At 39.5% G+C, this 16907-nt stretch carries 19 protein-coding genes and 5 tRNA genes; 17 read left to right on the forward strand and 7 right to left on the reverse strand.

Annotated features, from left to right (window positions below):
- Positions 1-118 precede the first annotated feature (118 nt).
- From J8M01_RS12110 to J8M01_RS12125, 4 genes are all read left to right on the forward strand, one after another.
- A complete protein-coding gene (locus tag J8M01_RS12110; RefSeq protein ID WP_192506758.1) occupies positions 119-424 on the forward strand; it encodes an STAS domain-containing protein in 306 nt (101 codons plus the stop codon).
- Positions 425-447: 23 nt separating this feature from the next.
- On the forward strand, positions 448-2094 hold the full coding sequence (locus J8M01_RS12115; protein ID WP_211058145.1) for a fused response regulator/phosphatase: 1647 nt from the start codon (positions 448-450) through the stop codon (positions 2092-2094).
- Positions 2095-2285: 191 nt separating this feature from the next.
- A complete protein-coding gene (locus tag J8M01_RS12120) occupies positions 2286-2948 on the forward strand; it encodes a GAF domain-containing protein (protein ID WP_211058146.1) in 663 nt (220 codons plus the stop codon).
- 129 nt (positions 2949-3077) lie between these two features.
- Positions 3078-4268, forward strand: a complete 1191-nt coding sequence (locus tag J8M01_RS12125) for an amino acid aminotransferase (protein ID WP_211058147.1) — start codon at positions 3078-3080, stop codon at positions 4266-4268.
- A 45-nt stretch (positions 4269-4313) separates the two neighbouring features.
- Here J8M01_RS12125 and J8M01_RS12130 read toward each other — a convergent pair whose 3' ends face one another.
- Positions 4314-4619 carry a YebG family protein gene (locus J8M01_RS12130; RefSeq protein ID WP_211058148.1) on the reverse strand — a complete coding sequence of 102 codons (306 nt, stop codon included), beginning with the start codon at positions 4617-4619 and terminating at the stop codon, positions 4314-4316.
- Between the two features lie 279 nt (positions 4620-4898).
- Here J8M01_RS12130 and J8M01_RS12135 point away from each other — a divergent pair, with 279 nt between their 5' ends.
- Positions 4899-5138: a helix-hairpin-helix domain-containing protein gene (locus tag J8M01_RS12135; protein WP_211058149.1), complete on the forward strand. Its 240-nt coding sequence runs from the start codon at positions 4899-4901 to the stop codon at positions 5136-5138.
- 94 nt (positions 5139-5232) lie between these two features.
- On the opposite strand, the gene J8M01_RS12140 is transcribed toward J8M01_RS12135, so the two are convergent.
- Both J8M01_RS12140 and dsbB read right to left on the reverse strand, forming a co-directional pair.
- Positions 5233-5547: a DUF6170 family protein gene (locus J8M01_RS12140; RefSeq protein WP_210996121.1), complete on the reverse strand. Its 315-nt coding sequence runs from the start codon at positions 5545-5547 to the stop codon at positions 5233-5235.
- Positions 5547-6068: a disulfide bond formation protein DsbB gene (gene dsbB, locus J8M01_RS12145; RefSeq protein ID WP_192506765.1), complete on the reverse strand. Its 522-nt coding sequence runs from the start codon at positions 6066-6068 to the stop codon at positions 5547-5549. Before dsbB ends, J8M01_RS12140 begins: the two co-directional genes overlap by 1 nt.
- A gap of 180 nt (positions 6069-6248) precedes the next feature.
- Between dsbB and fadR the strand changes: the two genes are divergently transcribed.
- Both fadR and J8M01_RS12155 read left to right on the forward strand, forming a co-directional pair.
- On the forward strand, positions 6249-6962 hold the full coding sequence (gene fadR, locus J8M01_RS12150; protein ID WP_192506766.1) for a fatty acid metabolism transcriptional regulator FadR: 714 nt from the start codon (positions 6249-6251) through the stop codon (positions 6960-6962).
- Positions 6963-7229: 267 nt separating this feature from the next.
- Positions 7230-7835 carry a peroxiredoxin C gene (locus J8M01_RS12155; protein ID WP_010362234.1) on the forward strand — a complete coding sequence of 202 codons (606 nt, stop codon included), beginning with the start codon at positions 7230-7232 and terminating at the stop codon, positions 7833-7835.
- 191 nt (positions 7836-8026) lie between these two features.
- Here the strand turns inward: J8M01_RS12155 and J8M01_RS12160 are convergent, their stop codons facing one another.
- The 3 genes from J8M01_RS12160 to smrB form a co-directional block, all read right to left on the reverse strand.
- Entirely contained in the window at positions 8027-8278 is a 252-nt protein-coding gene (locus J8M01_RS12160) for a hypothetical protein (protein ID WP_192506767.1), read from the reverse strand.
- Between the two features lie 183 nt (positions 8279-8461).
- Positions 8462-9262: a response regulator gene (locus J8M01_RS12165; RefSeq protein ID WP_192506768.1), complete on the reverse strand. Its 801-nt coding sequence runs from the start codon at positions 9260-9262 to the stop codon at positions 8462-8464.
- Positions 9263-9385: 123 nt separating this feature from the next.
- Positions 9386-9937, reverse strand: coding sequence for an endonuclease SmrB (smrB, locus tag J8M01_RS12170; protein WP_211058150.1), 552 nt, complete (start codon positions 9935-9937; stop codon positions 9386-9388).
- A 94-nt stretch (positions 9938-10031) separates the two neighbouring features.
- Between smrB and prmB the strand changes: the two genes are divergently transcribed.
- The 3 genes from prmB (at position 10032) to J8M01_RS12185 (ending at position 12633) form a co-directional block, all read left to right on the forward strand.
- On the forward strand, positions 10032-10967 hold the full coding sequence (prmB, locus tag J8M01_RS12175; protein ID WP_192506770.1) for a 50S ribosomal protein L3 N(5)-glutamine methyltransferase: 936 nt from the start codon (positions 10032-10034) through the stop codon (positions 10965-10967).
- Between the two features lie 53 nt (positions 10968-11020).
- On the forward strand, positions 11021-12121 hold the full coding sequence (gene aroC / locus J8M01_RS12180) for a chorismate synthase (RefSeq protein ID WP_211058151.1): 1101 nt from the start codon (positions 11021-11023) through the stop codon (positions 12119-12121).
- Between the two features lie 71 nt (positions 12122-12192).
- Positions 12193-12633, forward strand: a complete 441-nt coding sequence (locus J8M01_RS12185) for a hypothetical protein (protein ID WP_192506772.1) — start codon at positions 12193-12195, stop codon at positions 12631-12633.
- A gap of 167 nt (positions 12634-12800) precedes the next feature.
- Here J8M01_RS12185 and folD read toward each other — a convergent pair whose 3' ends face one another.
- A complete protein-coding gene (folD, locus tag J8M01_RS12190) occupies positions 12801-13655 on the reverse strand; it encodes a bifunctional methylenetetrahydrofolate dehydrogenase/methenyltetrahydrofolate cyclohydrolase FolD (protein ID WP_192506773.1) in 855 nt (284 codons plus the stop codon).
- Positions 13656-13998: 343 nt separating this feature from the next.
- Between folD and J8M01_RS12195 the strand changes: the two genes are divergently transcribed.
- The 7 genes from J8M01_RS12195 to clpP all read left to right on the forward strand — a co-directional run bounded on the left by J8M01_RS12195 (position 13999) and on the right by clpP (position 16863).
- Positions 13999-14075: transfer RNA gene (locus tag J8M01_RS12195), tRNA-Pro, on the forward strand.
- Positions 14076-14128: 53 nt separating this feature from the next.
- A tRNA-Arg gene (locus J8M01_RS12200) sits at positions 14129-14205 on the forward strand.
- 29 nt (positions 14206-14234) lie between these two features.
- A tRNA-His gene (locus tag J8M01_RS12205) sits at positions 14235-14310 on the forward strand.
- A 21-nt stretch (positions 14311-14331) separates the two neighbouring features.
- Positions 14332-14408, forward strand: a tRNA-Pro gene (locus J8M01_RS12210).
- Positions 14409-14438: 30 nt separating this feature from the next.
- Positions 14439-14515: transfer RNA gene (locus J8M01_RS12215), tRNA-Pro, on the forward strand.
- 273 nt (positions 14516-14788) lie between these two features.
- Positions 14789-16093, forward strand: a complete 1305-nt coding sequence (gene tig, locus J8M01_RS12220; RefSeq protein WP_192506774.1) for a trigger factor — start codon at positions 14789-14791, stop codon at positions 16091-16093.
- Between the two features lie 152 nt (positions 16094-16245).
- Positions 16246-16863 (forward strand): ATP-dependent Clp endopeptidase proteolytic subunit ClpP, encoded by a 618-nt coding sequence (gene clpP, locus J8M01_RS12225; RefSeq protein WP_192506775.1) that lies wholly within the window; start codon positions 16246-16248, stop codon positions 16861-16863.
- Positions 16864-16907: the final 44 nt, after the last annotated feature.

Genomic DNA, 16907 nt, shown 5'->3' on the forward strand with positions numbered 1-16907 from the left:
ACGCAAATAAAAAAAATAAATTACATTTGATGACGTTTATTTTTGGCGAAAAAATGTATAAGCGTTATATTTAAATCAGTGCACGGATAACAAATTCAAACCATATTAGGAGCTTAAGATGAGTTTGAGCAAGAATGCTTCATCGGATGGAAAAACATTGACCATCCAGATCAGGGGAAAGTTCGATTTTAATTTAGTTCAGTCATTTCGACAGGCCTATGCTGAAGTGGGCGAACAAACAGAAAAAGTAGTTATAGACCTGCGTGAAACCGATTATATGGATAGTTCTGCGTTAGGTATGTTACTTAATATGAAAAAAACATTGGGGGATTCCATAGGCAGTATTCACATAAGTAATTGTAGACCCCAGCTTAAAAAAATATTACAAATATCTCGGTTTGATAAGAAGTTTGATATTGATTAATTCATAATGTAAGGCTTAAGTCTGTGCGAATTCTCGTTGTTGATGACCAGCCGCTTAATTGTACTTTGCTTAAAGCGATGCTTGAGCAACAAAGCTATCATGTAGAAGTAGCGAATGATGGATGTCAGGCACTAGAAGTATTACAAAGTACGGACATAGATATCGTGCTGTTGGATGTAATGATGCCGGTTATGGATGGCTTTGAAGCGGCTCCAAAAATAAAACAATTGGCGGGTGATGTTTATTTACCAGTGATTTTTATTACTGCGCTTGAAGACCATGCGAGCTTTGAAAAATGTTTGGCTGTGGGTGGCGATGACTTTATTCATAAACCATTTGACCGAATTATACTGTCGGCAAAAATTAAGGCACATGCTAGAACTCGTAAATTGAGCCAAGAAGCCCACTTGCAAAAGAAACAGCTTGAGTATCATTATAATCAAACCGAACGTGAGCATGAGATTGTAGAACACATCTTTAGTAATGCGTTGTCTCAACAAGTAAAATTTCCCCATCATTGTGATTATCACCTCTCACCGGCTTCAATGTTTAACGGGGATATGTTTTTGATGGCACGCAGCCCAATGGGTGGGTTTTATTGCTTATTAGGTGATTTTACTGGGCATGGACTTGCGGCCGCTGTTGGTGCATTACCCGCCTCTCGTGTTTTTTACACCATGGTGAATAAAGGCATGGCTGTAAATGATATTGCATTTGAGCTGAACAATGTCTTGTATACACTGTTACCTGGCCATATGTTTTGTGCCGCAGCAATTGTTGAACTGAGTGAATCAGGTAAGAGTATTTCAGCTTGGATTGGGGGGTTACCTGACTTATATTTGATTGATCAAGAAGGGGTAGTAATTCGAACTCTAGAAGCGCAACATATGGCGTTGGGTATTTTGGATGAAGAGGAGTTTGAGAGACACTTAATTCACTTAGAAGTTAAGCCAAATCAGCGACTGGTTATGGCTACAGATGGGATCATTGAAACAGAAAGTAAGCAAGGCGATATGTTTGGAGAAGAGTTACTAAAAAGTGCGCTATTAAGCATACCTATGGTAACAACTGCGGATATTATCGAGAAAGTACATACATTTTCTGAACACGGTGAACAACAAGATGATTTGAGTATTGCGATCATTAACTGTATTGCAAGTGAAGCACTTCGTACTGAGTCAACGACTTACTCTAAGTTGCCTTTTAGTATTTCGATGAGTTTAAATGCGGGTCAAATGAAGGACAGTGATCCTATTCTAGAGTTGGTTGATGTTTTAAGTCAGCTTGAAGGAATTAATGAGCATAGGTCAAACATTTTTTTATTACTTTCTGAAGCTTATAACAATTCATTAGATCATGGCGTATTGGGTTTAGATTCAGAGATTAAAAATCAAGATGAAGGTTTTTTCGAATTTTATCAATTACGTGAGCAAGCACTAGTTTGTCTTACGGATGCATTAATTATAATTTCAGCCCGTTATTGTCCTGACTCCCTCAGCTTATTCTTTTCTATATGTGATTCTGGTAATGGTTTTCGCAATCAAGAAAGTAATGATACAGAGTTACATAGAGAGCATGGCCGAGGGCTGAGCTTATTGAATGAAATAGCACAAAGCGTAAGGTATAACCACGCTGGAAATGAGGTTGAAATGGTGTATTCATTGCAATAAATCATACCTGCTTAGAGGAATAACTATTTTCCCCTTAATTTGACCTCTTTTTAATATTCGCTGAGTGAGTTACTTTTAAACGTCCCCAATATTTTTAGTACGCTAATTACGTAACTTGGTACAGCAATTATTTGCAAATGTGTCGTTTCATGATAATCTCCATTTATACCTTTAGATGTATGGATGGCTAAATGATTTCTAAATACCTTGATCGCGCAAATTTAAATGTGGATGTACTGCAAGTGGAGCAAGCATTAGTAGAACTGGATAACTATCTTGCTGAGTCGGATAATACACACGGCGCAATTTGGTCATTCAGGATCCCCGAATTAGGAGAAGGGGGAGCATGTAGTCTGTTTGGACATTTACAAGATGAACCTTTTGAACTTAGTCAATACATAGAATACTCAGAGAAAAATAGTCTGAGTTTAAGCCAATTACAGACAATTGTTCAATTTATCAAGCAAAGAACACATGTAGATTGGTTCGGGGTTTATCAAAATACGAAGACAGGGGAGGGACTTCAACTCCTAAAATTGGCATATATTGGTGCGCCAAGTAGACCTTTATTTCCAATAAATACGTTATTTTCTCAAACGAGTAATAATGTCCAAGTTGCTATGTCTGGCCATGGTCGGGTGATTAATAACGTTCAGGACTATATTGCAAGTGGTGGAGAATATTATACATGCGATCCAAAAGTACAATCAGAAAGTTGTTTACCACTTTTTAATGAGAAAATGCAATGCATTGGGATCATTGATGCTGAAGCATTTCGGAATGATTTTTTTACAGCAGAAATTTTAGCTTTACTAATCGCTGTTTGCATTAGAATTCCTCAATATTTACCGTGATGTGAAGACTCGTGTTATAGCTAATTTATGTTACTATAAACACAGTTTTAATCCCCGTTTATTCAGTGCATATAAGCTATTACGCCAATTAGCTATATGCTGATATTACACTAATAAAAGAGATAACCCATGTTCTCAACATTGAAACCATTACCGACAGATCCGATCCTTGGTCTTATGGCTGCATACAAGCAAGATACAAACCCAAATAAAATTGACTTGGGTGTAGGTGTATATAAAGACGAGCAAGGTAATACTCCTGTATTAAAAGCGGTAAAAAAAGCAGAAGCATTTCGATTAGAAAACGAAACAACAAAATCATATATTGGACTTGCTGGAAATTTAGATTTTTGCCAAAAAATGGAATCACTATTGCTTGGTGAACACCGCGCTTTGCTTGCTAATAGAGTACGCACAGCACAAACTCCAGGCGGAACGGGAGCACTGCGCGTAGCAGCGGAGTTTATTAAACGTTGTAATACCAATGCAACCGTATGGGTAACGACACCAACATGGGCCAATCACATCAGCTTGTTTGAAGCTGCTGGGTTAACGGTGAAAGAATACCCTTATTATGATTATGAAAATAAGGGTTTACTGTTTGATGAGATGATCAATACACTGAAGCAGGTACCTAAAGGTGATGTCGTTTTATTACATGCATGTTGTCATAACCCAAGTGGCATGGATTTAAATGAAGCACAGTGGAAAGTCGTTGCAGAACTTGCAAAAGATGTTGGCTTTACACCTTTAGTTGATATTGCTTATCAAGGCTTTGGTAGCAGCTTAGATGAAGACGCAAAAGGCTTACGTTTGTTGGCTGATACAGTTGAAGAAATGTTGATTTGTTCTTCATGTTCAAAGAACTTTGGTTTGTATCGAGAGCGTATTGGCGCATGTTCACTTATTTCAAATGATAGTACAACCGCAGATGTATCAAACTCGGTACTATTGAGTGTGGTTCGAAGTATTTATTCAATGCCACCAGCACACGGTGCAGATATTGTTAATACAATTTTGAGTAGCTCTGAACTGACACAACTTTGGCATGATGAACTAGATGAAATGCGTAGTCGTATTAATGGTTTACGAACTTTAATAAAAAGTAGCTTAGCCGAGAAAGGCGTTGCGCAAGATTTCTCATTCATAGATCAACAAAATGGTATGTTTTCATTTTTGGGTATTAATAAAGAGCAAATTGATCGTTTGCAAAAAGAATATGCGATTTACATTGTGGGCTCGAGTCGAGTTAATGTTGCTGGTGTAAGCCAGACAAATATAGATTATTTCTCGAACGCGATTGCTGATGTGCTAAAGTGATTTTGATATCAAGCATAAAAAAAACCGCTCTATGAGCGGTTTTTTTTATGCTTGATTAATATTTGCTACTTTTTCATTATCCGCATCTGTCTCTGGCTTTTTGGCTTTTTTTGGTGTCTCAGGCTTCACACCTTTTAGCACAGATAGAAATTCATCTTTTCGCTTCGCGATTTCTAGCGCTAACGACTCAACTTGTTGCTCACTGAGAGGGACGTCTACTTTCGCTAACATCTGCTCAAGGGATTCAGCAACATCTAGCATTTTATCGTATGCATCAGCCTCTTTTTTACTGGTAAAGGTCATGCGCTCGACTCCGTTTCTTTCTACAACATACTTAATAACAACAGCCATGATCACTCCTGCGTAATACTGTTTTTTTATACAGTAATCGTTTGAATTGTAACTTGCAAGAAGATTATCATAGTTCTTAATCGAATAATATGTTGAAAAATTAAAGTACTCAATTATAAAAATAGTTTATAAACAGGTGGTTAGTTATTTTTAGTACGATTTATATTTGACAAAGATTAGTCTGAGAACTTTATTTAAAGTGCCTAATAGATTTTAGGATGTTTACATGTGAGAACATTGTTCTCAGTAATATAGTATGACCATTTCCAGGAGGGAAATATGCATATAAGAAATATCTTGTTAGTCACATCAATATTATTCAGTACTTTCAATCACGCCGTTGAAAATGAGCAGCCACTGCCATTAGAAGAGACACGGTCAACAAGTCACAACAAGTTTGAATTAGTTAATATTAATTTTGCACATTGGCAGGAGCTCGCAGTATTACCAGGGATTGGTGAAAAAAAAGCGCAAGCAATCATTAACTATCGCAGTCAGCATGGTAATTTCCTGATTTAGCATCATTGGGGGAAGTTAAAGGGATTGGCCAAGGCATATTGTTGAAACTTGAAGGGAAGGTGAGTTTTTAGCAGAGGGTAGCAACACAAGCCAGTTAGGCTTGTGTTGTCTTATTTTCTTGGAAATTACGAATAGCGTGCACGAGGTGAGGTTTGGCAAAGCATATTTCAATAGGTGAGGTTAGGAGTGGGTATAATAGGCCTGCAATGAGCAAAAGAGGGATCAATTTCCAACCCTCAATATATGCGAAACTAACAAAGAAAGGCACTAGCACACAGAGTTTGGCGATGCGAAGTAGCACTTTTTGCATTGGGGGTAGCGCATCGATAGCTAATGCTAATATTTGTTGTCTTTCTCGAGTTTTGAAAGTTGCTAAACTTACTATTTGACTGAGTTTCCAAACGAACATTATGATTGCCTTTTTGAACAAAATAAATATGCAGCAAAGGCCGTGATAAAGCAAACACTATAAAACGCAAAAATTACTTCCATCCAATTAGGCATGCTCATATTCATAAATTGCCAATCAATATTGCCGCAATCACCGGTTGCAGCAAAAAATGAAGGAAGCCATTCATGTAATGGTAAAAACTCTGGAAAGTTTGGCACAATGTCACATGTAAATGCGAATGGGTCAGTGGTTGTTTGCATATTGGTGTGTTCTCTTGCAATTAGCCAGCCCCAAATACTGGCCAGGCCCCAACCTGAAAACCCGACAATCTTAAAAATTGTATTACTTGGATTTATTGCGCCAACCAACCCAGCAAATAATAATCCAAGCATTGCTGTACGCTGGTAGATACACATAATACAGGGGGCTAGTTCCATCTGATATTGAAAAAATAACGCGACGGCTTCAAATACAAATGCACTGACAGCCAGCAGTACCCATGCGGGTCGAGAGTGAGACAGTGAAGATATCCAATTCATAATCATTCCTATTATTTTTGCGTATTATGTGCCATCACAGGAGTGTACTGCAACTATTGTTAGATAAAACGCATATCAATAGGCTGGTATAGAGATCTTTGCTTGTTAGTTGTCAATCATCTGGTACAATCAGTGGCTTAATGAAATGATGCAGTCGCATATTTAACGAAGTGGTGTTAGATGAGAATTTTCAAAGCCAAAAGCCCAGCAGGATTTGCTGAGGAATATATTGTCGAATCAATTTGGAACGGTGAATTTCCACCGGGTTCTATCTTGCCTGCTGAGCGTGAATTATCAGAGTTAATTGGTGTTACTAGAACCACGTTGCGTGAGGTACTCCAGCGTTTGGCTCGAGACGGTTGGTTAACTATTCAGCATGGCAAGCCTACTCGAGTAAATAATTTCTGGGAAACTTCAGGTTTGAATATTCTTGAGACGTTAGCGCGACTTGATGAAGATAAAATGCCTGAACTAACTGATCAACTGTTATCAGCTCGTACAAATATTAGCGCGATCTACACTCGAGCTGCAATAAAAGTGAATCCAGAGCAAGTTGTTGAGATTTTATCAAAAAGTGATGAATTAGAAGATACAGCAGATGCATTTGCTGAATATGATTATCGTGTCCATCATCAGTTGGCTGCTGCAGGAAATAATCGAATTTACGTGTTAGTTCTTAATGGGTTTAAAGGCTTATACTCAAAAATTGGTGGGCATTACTTTTCAGATCCACGTACACGTGAATTAGCAAGGCAGTTTTATAAAGATTTAACTGTTTTGGCACAGCATAAAGATCATGACGGTGCGATATCATTGATGCGTAAGTATGGTCACCAAAGTGGTGAAATATGGTCGCAACTGCGAGGCGAAATGCCAGCGAATATTATGGACTAAAAGTCAATTAGAAAAGCCTCGCATAGCGAGGCTTTTTTGTACTCAATTACCAAACGTTTTCGCCTAACTATACCATCCAAAAAACAGATTACTCTCATCGTTAAAATCGATTATCAATTTCTTCCTCAGACGCATACACTTATGCAAATTTTTTATTGGGGTTGTATTATTTTTTGTAGCCTCAATATAGAAGTCATTAAGTATTAATGATGTCGTGCTAAGTTGTACGATGAGATTGAATATAAACCTAACTATTTGGAGAATACAATGGGTGTATTAGTAGGCCGTCAGGCACCAGACTTTACAGCAGCAGCAGTATTAGGTAACGGTGAGATTGTAGATAGCTATAATTTGCATGAGACTATTAAAGGTAAAAAAGCGGTTATTTTCTTTTACCCACTAGATTTCACTTTCGTATGCCCTTCAGAGCTAATTGCATTTGATAAGCGTTTTGAAGAGTTCCAAAAACGTGGTGTTGAAGTAATTGGTGTTTCTATTGATTCACAGTTTTCACACAATGCATGGCGTAATACACCAGTAAACGAAGGTGGTATTGGTCCAGTTAAATATGCACTAGTTGCAGATGTTAAACATGAAATTTGTCAAGCGTATGATGTTGAGCACCCAGAAGCGGGTGTAGCATTTCGTGGTTCATTCCTTATCGATGAAACAGGTAGCGTACGTCACCAAGTCGTTAATGACCTTCCACTAGGTCGTAATATTGATGAAATGCTGCGTATGGTTGATGCATTAGCATTCCATAGTGAGCACGGTGAAGTATGTCCAGCTGGTTGGACTGAAGGTAAAGCTGGTATGGATGCGAGTCCAGAAGGTGTTGCTAAGTTCCTATCTGAAAACGAAAGCGCGCTATAATTTGCTCTAGTTTGATAACCCGCCGCTTGGCGGGTTTTTTTATATAACATACCCGTACCTTATATACATTGACTCATTTTTATATTACTGCAGACAATCGCTGGTTTATAAGTTTTAATAATTCAAACCCTAAATATCCTAAAAATAAGCTCACAACTGGTAATGCAAGTAAGCTGACAAAAAGTACTTGATTAGTCATTGTCTTCTTCCTTGTTAATTGGTGCTGTATTTAAGTTGTTGTTTTGCTTTTTTAATTCAGAGTTTAATGCGTCTGTCACAGAGCGTAAAGTAGCAGATTTCGCTTCTTCTATTTGAGTTGAAATAATACTGGTGATTTGCTCCGAAACTTCGCTGTATAAATCGAGTGTAATTGAGTTAGCTTGAGCAGATATACTCGTACTAAGAAGTAGTGCAGCAGCAGTTAGTTTAGTGAAAGTATTCATAGCCTTGTTCCTTTGTATGTATCATTAATTAGTTAGACGTAGTAACTATTACAAAGGTTGTGCCATACTGATTTTTATTTTTATTTTATTGATTATTAAGTGTTTTTTGTTTTTTCAATAAAGAGTTAGATTGACTGGTTGATGAAAAAAACCAGCCAAATGGTTAAATTAACGATATATTGGTTAATCTTGATCAAGTAGCTGATAAATTAGTTTTTTCACTGTGTCAGGTTCAAATGGTTTGTCGCACAGGGCGTTGACACCAGACTGTGCAATGTTCGCTAAGTGCGTATCATTAGCCTCGGAGGTCACCATTAAAACAGGGATATGCGCGTGTTCATCACTGTTTCGGATAGTTTCAGTTAACTCTTGGCCATTTACAGACGGCATATTGTAATCAGTGACAATTAAGTCAAACATGTTTGACTGCAGCACTTCTAATGCATGTGCGCCATCTTCGGCTTCCCAGAATCGCTGTGCACCAAGATTAGTTAAGACTCTGCGAATATGATTACGCGCAAGTCTTGAGTCATCAACAATTAAAATACGCAAATCATGTACATCGTATAAGTCAAGCTCAAGTTCTTGTGGCGCTAAAATGTCTAACGTAGCGTTAATAGCGCGGCCTAAGTGCACTTTGTTAAATGGTTTGGGTAAAATGGCAATGACACCTGATTGCTTGAATACCTCAAGTTCAGCTTTACGCGTCTCACTTGAAACTAACATAAATGGTATACCGTGTTCGCTGAGCTCTGTATTGATATACGCTTGTAATTCTTGTGCTGTACCATCACTAAAGTACATACTAGATATGACAAGGTCAGGAATACTCGTTGTCAGCATTTCTTTGGCACTAGCCAGTGAGTCGGCGAAATCAATATTTGAGATACCTTCTTCTTGCAGTTCTTTTGCAATGATTTTTCTTTGTGTGGCCGAAGGTTCTATAAGTAAAATGGCTAAATCAGCACTGAGTAATTCGTTCATTGTGACCCTATATATCGCTTACTTCATTCTAAGTAAGTACTACATCAATAAGAATACAATATAACGTATTAGTAATACCCCAGCTAGAAAATTTACAGTCATTTTACAGATAATTCTTTATTTCTAACGCCGAAACTCATCAGATTGCGGTAAGTCGACCAGAATAAGCACGGCACCTTTACCACCATACTCTAAAGGCGCTTGATGTATTGCAAGTACATCAGGGTGTTGCACAAGGTATTGCGGGACTTTATGTTTTAATACTCGTTCACCAATACCGTGGACGATGCAAGCACAGTAATAATGTTGTTTTTTGCAAGCATGAATTAACGCAGCTAGCTCATCTTTGGCACGATCTTTATTTAAACCGTGCAAGTCAAGCATCAGTTCAGGCGCGAAGTCACCTCGGCGCAATTGCTTAGCTAAATACTTATCTGCACCAGGTCGAACGTAGTTAACCGTACCATGAGTATCTATATCTGGAATATATTCATCTGAAAAGTAAAATTCAGATTGGTGTTGTTTAGTTTGCTCGCTAAGCAACTCACCAGTTTGCGGCTTCACGGTTTTTTTAAAGCGCACCGTATCTTGTTTAAACTCTCGCGCACCGGTAATTGAGTTTCGGAACAAACTAAAATCATCTTCATCAGTCATGGGATTTACATCTAACATCATCTTTTAGCGCATTCTAAATAAAAAAAGCGTAAAAACCTAGCTGAAAAACCGTTACAATAGCGCGTATAAAATACAGTTATATTGAGATATGGTTATGAGTGAGTTGCAGATCACTGAAAAGATTGCTGAAGAAGCATATAATGAATTGTTGACAATTCAAGATTGGTTACGCTGGACGACGAGCCAATTTGTAAGCCATGGCTTATTCTTTGGCCATGGTACTGACAATGCTTGGGATGAGGCTGTTAGCCTAGTATTACCAATCTTAAACCTTCCTTTAGATGCGCCAACAGAGCTAATGCAAGCTAAATTAACGCGAACTGAAAAAGTACGTTTAATGAGCTATATATTTGCGCGTATAGATGATCGCACTCCTGTTCCATATTTGACAAACCAAGCTTGGTTTGCGGGCTTACCCTTTTATGTTGATGAGCGAGTACTTATTCCACGCTCACCATTTGCAGAATTGATTGACGCGCGTTTTGCACCTTGGTTACCCGAGTCGCAGCCAGTGACACGGATTTTGGATATGTGCACTGGGTCAGCATGTATCGCCATAGCATTGGCGAATAAATTTGAGAATGCGCAAGTGGATGCAGTCGATATATCTTATGATGCACTAGAGGTTGCAGATATTAATATTTGTGAACATATGCTCCATGACAGAGTTTATGGTATTCAGTCTGATGTATTTAGCGGCGTACCAAATCAAAAGTATGACTTAATTGTGGCTAATCCGCCCTATGTCGATGCAGAAGATATGGAAGATTTACCAGATGAGTTTCATCATGAACCAGAGCTGGGCCTGTCTTCTGGTGACGATGGCTTAGATGTAACTCGCACCATATTATTGGAAGCCGCAGAACACTTAACAGATGATGGCTTATTATTTGTCGAGGTGGGTAATTCTATGGTACATATGGATGCTTTATACCCTGAAGCGCCATTTACATGGCTCGAATTTGAGCGCGGTGGCCTTGGAGTATTTATGATCTCGAAACAGCAGTTAGTCGAGTACTTTAATAACTAGTGTGCGTATTGAGTTACAAGCACTCGTCGTTGTCATTGGAATGAGGAAGGGTAATGGCAGGTAATAGTATAGGACAATTATTCAAAGTGAGTACGTTTGGCGAAAGCCATGGCCTTGCTTTGGGTGGTGTCGTGGATGGTGTTCCCGCGGGGCTAGAGCTTTGTGAAGCGGACATGCAACTTGATTTAGATAGGCGTAAACCAGGGCAAAGCCGCTACACAACACAACGTAGGGAAGGGGATGAAATAAAGATTTTGTCTGGCGTTTTCGAAGGAAAAACAACAGGGACCAGTATTGGTTTGTTAATTGAAAATACTGATCAGCGTTCGAAAGATTATGGCAAAATTGCTGAAACATTTCGACCTGGTCATGGTGATTACACATATTGGCATAAGTATGGTCATCGTGATTATAGAGGTGGTGGTCGTTCCTCCGCAAGGGAAACTGCGATTAGGGTAGCTGCTGGCGGCATTGCTAAAAAGTATTTAAAGCAGGTTCATGGCATCGAAATTAATGCGTGTTTATCTCAATTAGGGCCTATCAGTGCTGAGCAGTTTGATTGGTCACAAGTGGAACAAAACCCATTTTTCTTTCCTGACCCAAGTAAACTAGACGCATTGGATGAATATATGCGTGACCTTAAAAAACAAGGGGACTCGATAGGTGCGAAAGTAACTGTGGTTGCTAAAAATGTGCCTGTTGGGTTAGGCGAGCCTGTTTTTGACAGATTAGATGCTGAGTTGGCGCACTCATTGATGAGTATTAATGCTGTTAAAGGTGTTGAGATTGGTGATGGTTTTGATTGCATTACCCAAAAAGGCTCTGAGCACCGTGATGAACTAACCCCTGATGGTTTTGCAAGTAATCATGCTGGAGGTGTGCTTGCCGGTATTTCCACTGGGCAAGATATTGTCGCGTCAATTGCTTTAAAGCCTACGTCTAGTATTACGATACCTGGTCAAAGTATTAATACATCTAACGAAGCTGTCGAAATCATTACTAAAGGTAGACATGATCCTTGCGTTGGCATTCGGGCTATACCCATTGCTGAAGCAATGATGGCCATTACTTTAATGGATCACCTATTACGTCAGCGAGGACAAAATCCGAGTGTTAATTTGGTCCATGGTCCAATTAAAGGCCAAGTAGACTGAGAACTTATAGCGCCAGTGTGATTGTGGCGTGTTACTTGCTGGTTTCTTTATAGGTAAATAAGGAGATCAGCATGTTATTATTCAGAAGTACCACAGAATCAAGCTTCCAAGTTAAACCAGCCCCACAGCGCGAAAAAATGCATGAACAGGAGCGGCAAGAGTTTGCCAAAGAGATGGCATCTTATACGCCTTCAGAAACCACGAAGTCATTTCAAAATAAAAATGTATCTGTATACACAAAAGATGAATCATTTTTAGGACAGATGAAAGAGGCGCTATTATTAGGGCGTATGGGCGTGAGTAAAGAAAAGATTGATGAGTTGCGTTCAAAACTTGATGAACTTGATAAGTTGCTTGCCAGCGGAAGTATTTCACAGAAAGAGTACCAACAACAAAGAGAATTGATTGAAAAAGAGATTGCACAGGAATATCAAAAAGGGGCTAAGGAAGAAGGTGGTTTAGAGTCAAAACAGCAGCACTCAAAGAAAAAAGATAATGACTCTGCGCGCTAATTATATTAACTCTATTAAAATACCGTTCTTGCTACGTGGCTTAATAGTACTTTAACTACGTTAATAATTATGCAAATAGAGTAACCTCTGGATACGCCTTCTATAATAAAAAAAGCCGCTGTTTTATTGCGGCTTTATCAAATATGTACGAGGCATATTAAGCAGTGCTAGCTATGGTACTTTTCACATGCTTCAAGTGTATTCTCAATCAAACTTGCAACCGTCATGGGTCCAACGCCACCTGGAACTGGTGTAATAAAGCTAGCTTGTTGTTCTGCAATGTCATACTGCACATCGCCAACGAGTTTACCCGATTCTAATCGGTTGATACCTACATCAATAACCATTGCCCCTTCTTTAATCCAATCCCCAGGAATAAATTCAGGTTTACCTACAGCAACGACAAGTAAGTCTGCACGACGCACGTGAGCTTCTAAATCTTGCGTAAATTTATGACAAACGGTGGTAGTGCAACCTGCCAATAACAACTCCAATGACATTGGCCGGCCTACAATGTTTGATGCGCCAACTACAACGGCATGCATTCCCCTATAATGAACACCTGTAGATTCAAGTAATGTAATAATACCTTTTGGTGTGCAAGGGCGTAGAGCTGGCATACGCTGTGCTAATCGGCCTATATTATATGGATGGAATCCATCAACATCTTTATGGGGGTGAATACGTTCTAGAACTTTTTCGGCATCTAGATTTTCTGGTAAAGGAAGTTGAACTAATATCCCATCTACTTCGGGGTCATTGTTCAATGAATCGACAAGCTCTAATAGTTGTGCTTCGCTGGTATCGCCAGGGAGATCGAAAGACTTAGACACAAAGCCGACTTCGTCACAGGCTTTACGTTTAGAGCCAACATACACTTGACTCGCTGGATCTTGTCCTACTAGAACAACAGCAAGTCCAGGTGCCCGAAGGCCTTGCTCTATTCTCTGTTCTACACGTTTCGCTACGGTGCTACGAACTTGTTTGGCTATAGCCTTACCATCAATGATGTTTGCCGTCATGGTTGACCTTTATTAGGAGTTAAAAACTTGAACGATAAAAGAGCGTAAAGGGGTTGCTCTATAATTGCCACTACATATTAGTGAAGCGTTGGCGCTATTTTCTCACAAAAACCATGACTGGGCCAAGGAACAATCAAAACAAAGCGAGTTAAATATGCCGTAGTTAAAGCTAATAGCACGAAAACTGTATAAATTTCAGCAAACTGATCTAAAAAATATACTTTTTGAGGTAAAAGTAAGCAGTTGGAATGTTTTTTTTAAAAAGTGTTTGACCTACCACGGTCAAATCACTATTATGCACCCCGTTGTCAACGAGGAGACTCCGAAACAACAAAAATGGTAACGGCGATTAGCGCAGTTTGGTAGCGCACTTGGTTTGGGTCCAAGGGGTCGCAGGTTCAAATCCTGCATCGCCGACCACTTTACTTTCATTTTTATGAAGTTAAAGTAAGGAAGAACGAAGTTCTGACGATGCGCCCGTAGCTCAGCTGGATAGAGCAACGCCCTTCTAAGGCGTTGGTCGAAGGTTCGAATCCTTCCGGGTGCGCCATTTTAAAATTTGTAAGACTCTATGTAGTGGCGGCTGTAGCTCAGTTGGTAGAGCCCTGGATTGTGATTCCGGTTGTCGTGGGTTCGAGCCCCATCAGTCGCCCCATCTACATTAAAAATATTAAGTCGGCGATTAGCGCAGTTTGGTAGCGCACTTGGTTTGGGTCCAAGGGGTCGCAGGTTCAAATCCTGCATCGCCGACCACTTTTCTAGATTATCTATAATATATTTTTTCGGCGATTAGCGCAGTTTGGTAGCGCACTTGGTTTGGGTCCAAGGGGTCGCAGGTTCAAATCCTGCATCGCCGACCATCTCCCCTACTATGAATTCCATAATTAATCATATTTTAACCACTTGAATCTTTATTCCCTATTAATTTCTTTTCATTACTCGACTATCAAGTTTTATAGGTTATAATGCCGCGTCTATTATTAAACATAGCGCCCAGTAAGGGCAGGCAGCAAGAATAGCCCATGTAATTAGTTCTTTAGTGAAGTTTCGTAAAGAGCTCAAATTTGACATGGTGCATTACTTGTTTGTAAGGAAGGCGCGTTGTCGCCCAAAATTGAAGATTGAGGTAAATCATGCAAGTTTCTGTTGAGACGACTCAAGGCCTTGAGCGCCGTCTGACTATCACCGTTCCTGCAGAGAACGTTGAGACTGAAGTTAAAAAACGCTTACAACAACTGTCAAAAACTCAGCGTATCGACGGTTTCCGTCCTGGTAAAGTGCCAGTGTCAGTGATCACTAAACGTTTTGGTGCCGCTGTGCGTCAAGAAGTAGCTGGTGATATCATGCAACGTAATTATATCGATGCTATCGTAGCTGAAAAAATCAATCCTGCAGGTGCACCAACATTTGCACCTAAAGCGTTAGAAGCAGGTAAAGATTTAGAGTTTGATGCAACTTTTGAAGTATACCCAGAAGTAGCAATTAAAGACTTAGATAAAATTACTGTAGAAAAGCCAGTTGTTGATGTTACTGATGCAGATTTAGCTAATATGCTAGAAACGCTTCGTAAGCAACACGCAGATTGGGCTGAAAGTGATGCTGCTGCGGGTGAGAATGACCGTGTAACGGTTGATTTTGTTGGCACTGTAGATGGTGAAGTGTTTGAAGGTGGAAAAGCAGATGATTTCCCACTAGAACTAGGACAAGGTCGTATGATCCCTGGTTTCGAAGACAACATCATTGGTAAAAAAGCCGGTGAAGAAGTTATCGCTGATGTAACGTTCCCTGAAGAGTACCATGCAGAAAACCTGAAAGGTAAGCCTGCACAGTTCACTATCACTATTAAGAAAGTTGAAGTTCAAGAGCTTCCTGAGCTTAATGATGAATTTTCAGTGAAGTTTGGTGTTGCTGAAGGGGGTGTTGATGCACTTAAAGAAGAAGTTAAGAAAAACATGTCTCGTGAACTTTCTCAAGCTGTAAAAGCAAATGTGAAAGATCAAGCGATCAAAGGGTTACTTGAGCATAACGAAACAGACGTTCCTAAAGCACTTGTTGATCAAGAAATTGATGCACTGCGTCAGCAAGCGGCACAACGTTTTGGTGGTAACGCACAAAACATGCCTGAGTTACCTGCAGAATTGTTCCACGAGCAAGCTGTAACACGCGTTAAAACTGGCCTACTACTAGGTGAAGTTATTAAAGCAAATGAGATCCAAGTAGATGATGCAAAAGTTGAAGAGTTAATTGCAACGGTTGCTTCTGCATATGAAGATCCAACAGAAGTTGTTGCCTATTATAAAGGTAACGATCAAATGATGCAGCAAATGCGTAACGTAGCAATGGAAGAGCAAGCAGTTGAGTCTATTTTAGCTGCTGCTTCTGTTACTGACGTTGAAAAAGCGTTTGATGACATCATGAATCCTCAGCAAGGTGCGTAATAAGTCATTGACTTAACGCTAAGCTAACGATTTAATGGCTCGTGACGTTCTGCAAGATTGCAGTATGTCCGAGCCTTTTTCGTTTTAGGCTACCAAGATTAACTAATTCGCAGCACTATCCAAATTATCGCTGCGCATAAGGAATGAAAAATATGAACGACGGTATGATCGATCCTTTCAGTGCATTAGTACCAATGGTTGTTGAGCAAACAGCTAAAGGTGAGCGCTCTTTTGATATTTTTTCGCGATTGTTAAAAGAACGGATTATTTTCCTGACAGGACAAGTCGAAGATCAAATGGCTAATTTGATTGTGGCTCAGCTATTATTCTTGGAATCAGAAAGTCCAGACAAAGATATTTTCCTGTATATTAATTCACCAGGCGGTTCAGTGACCGCAGGTATGTCAATTTATGACACGATGAATTTTATCAAGCCTGACGTAAGCACTGTCTGTGTTGGTCAAGCTGCGAGTATGGGGGCATTTTTACTGTCTGGTGGTGCCAAAGGTAAACGTTACTGCTTGCCTAATTCTCGCGTTATGATCCACCAACCATTAGGAGGCTTTCAAGGTCAAGCGTCTGATTTTGAAATTCATGCTAAAGAAATTCTGTCTATTAAAGAAAAATTAAACAGATTAATGGCGGAGCATACAGGCCAACCTTATGAAGTATTAGCGGGTGATACAGATCGTGATAACTTTATGAGTGCGCATGAAGCGTTAGATTATGGGCTTATAGATGCAGTCCATACTCGCCGAGAAATTAAATAAAGAAGTAGGGAGTGCGATGTTATCGCACGCCTAACTATGCCAAG

The organism is Pseudoalteromonas sp. MMG005, assembly GCF_018101015.1.
In the GTDB taxonomy this organism is placed as follows: Bacteria; Pseudomonadota; Gammaproteobacteria; order Enterobacterales; family Alteromonadaceae; genus Pseudoalteromonas; species Pseudoalteromonas aurantia.

Excerpts from the sequence above, each read along its gene's own strand:
- fadR (WP_192506766.1), top strand. The coding sequence starts at position 6,249 with ATGAGAATTTTCAAAGCCAAAAGCCCAGCAGGATTTGCTGAGGAATAT.
- prmB (WP_192506770.1), top strand. The coding sequence starts at position 10,032 with ATGAGTGAGTTGCAGATCACTGAAAAGATTGCTGAAGAAGCATATAAT.
- clpP (WP_192506775.1), top strand. The coding sequence starts at position 16,246 with ATGAACGACGGTATGATCGATCCTTTCAGTGCATTAGTACCAATGGTT.
- J8M01_RS12160 (WP_192506767.1), bottom strand. The coding sequence starts at position 8,278 with ATGAATACTTTCACTAAACTAACTGCTGCTGCACTACTTCTTAGTACG.
- J8M01_RS12185 (WP_192506772.1), top strand. The coding sequence starts at position 12,193 with ATGTTATTATTCAGAAGTACCACAGAATCAAGCTTCCAAGTTAAACCA.
- J8M01_RS12120 (WP_211058146.1), top strand. The coding sequence starts at position 2,286 with ATGATTTCTAAATACCTTGATCGCGCAAATTTAAATGTGGATGTACTG.
- dsbB (WP_192506765.1), bottom strand. The coding sequence starts at position 6,068 with ATGAATTGGATATCTTCACTGTCTCACTCTCGACCCGCATGGGTACTG.
- J8M01_RS12140 (WP_210996121.1), bottom strand. The coding sequence starts at position 5,547 with ATGTTCGTTTGGAAACTCAGTCAAATAGTAAGTTTAGCAACTTTCAAA.
- J8M01_RS12165 (WP_192506768.1), bottom strand. The coding sequence starts at position 9,262 with ATGAACGAATTACTCAGTGCTGATTTAGCCATTTTACTTATAGAACCT.
- J8M01_RS12125 (WP_211058147.1), top strand. The coding sequence starts at position 3,078 with ATGTTCTCAACATTGAAACCATTACCGACAGATCCGATCCTTGGTCTT.
- folD (WP_192506773.1), bottom strand. The coding sequence starts at position 13,655 with ATGACGGCAAACATCATTGATGGTAAGGCTATAGCCAAACAAGTTCGT.
- J8M01_RS12110 (WP_192506758.1), top strand. The coding sequence starts at position 119 with ATGAGTTTGAGCAAGAATGCTTCATCGGATGGAAAAACATTGACCATC.
- J8M01_RS12135 (WP_211058149.1), top strand. The coding sequence starts at position 4,899 with ATGCATATAAGAAATATCTTGTTAGTCACATCAATATTATTCAGTACT.
- tig (WP_192506774.1), top strand. The coding sequence starts at position 14,789 with ATGCAAGTTTCTGTTGAGACGACTCAAGGCCTTGAGCGCCGTCTGACT.
- J8M01_RS12155 (WP_010362234.1), top strand. The coding sequence starts at position 7,230 with ATGGGTGTATTAGTAGGCCGTCAGGCACCAGACTTTACAGCAGCAGCA.
- aroC (WP_211058151.1), top strand. The coding sequence starts at position 11,021 with ATGGCAGGTAATAGTATAGGACAATTATTCAAAGTGAGTACGTTTGGC.
- smrB (WP_211058150.1), bottom strand. The coding sequence starts at position 9,937 with ATGATGTTAGATGTAAATCCCATGACTGATGAAGATGATTTTAGTTTG.
- J8M01_RS12130 (WP_211058148.1), bottom strand. The coding sequence starts at position 4,619 with ATGGCTGTTGTTATTAAGTATGTTGTAGAAAGAAACGGAGTCGAGCGC.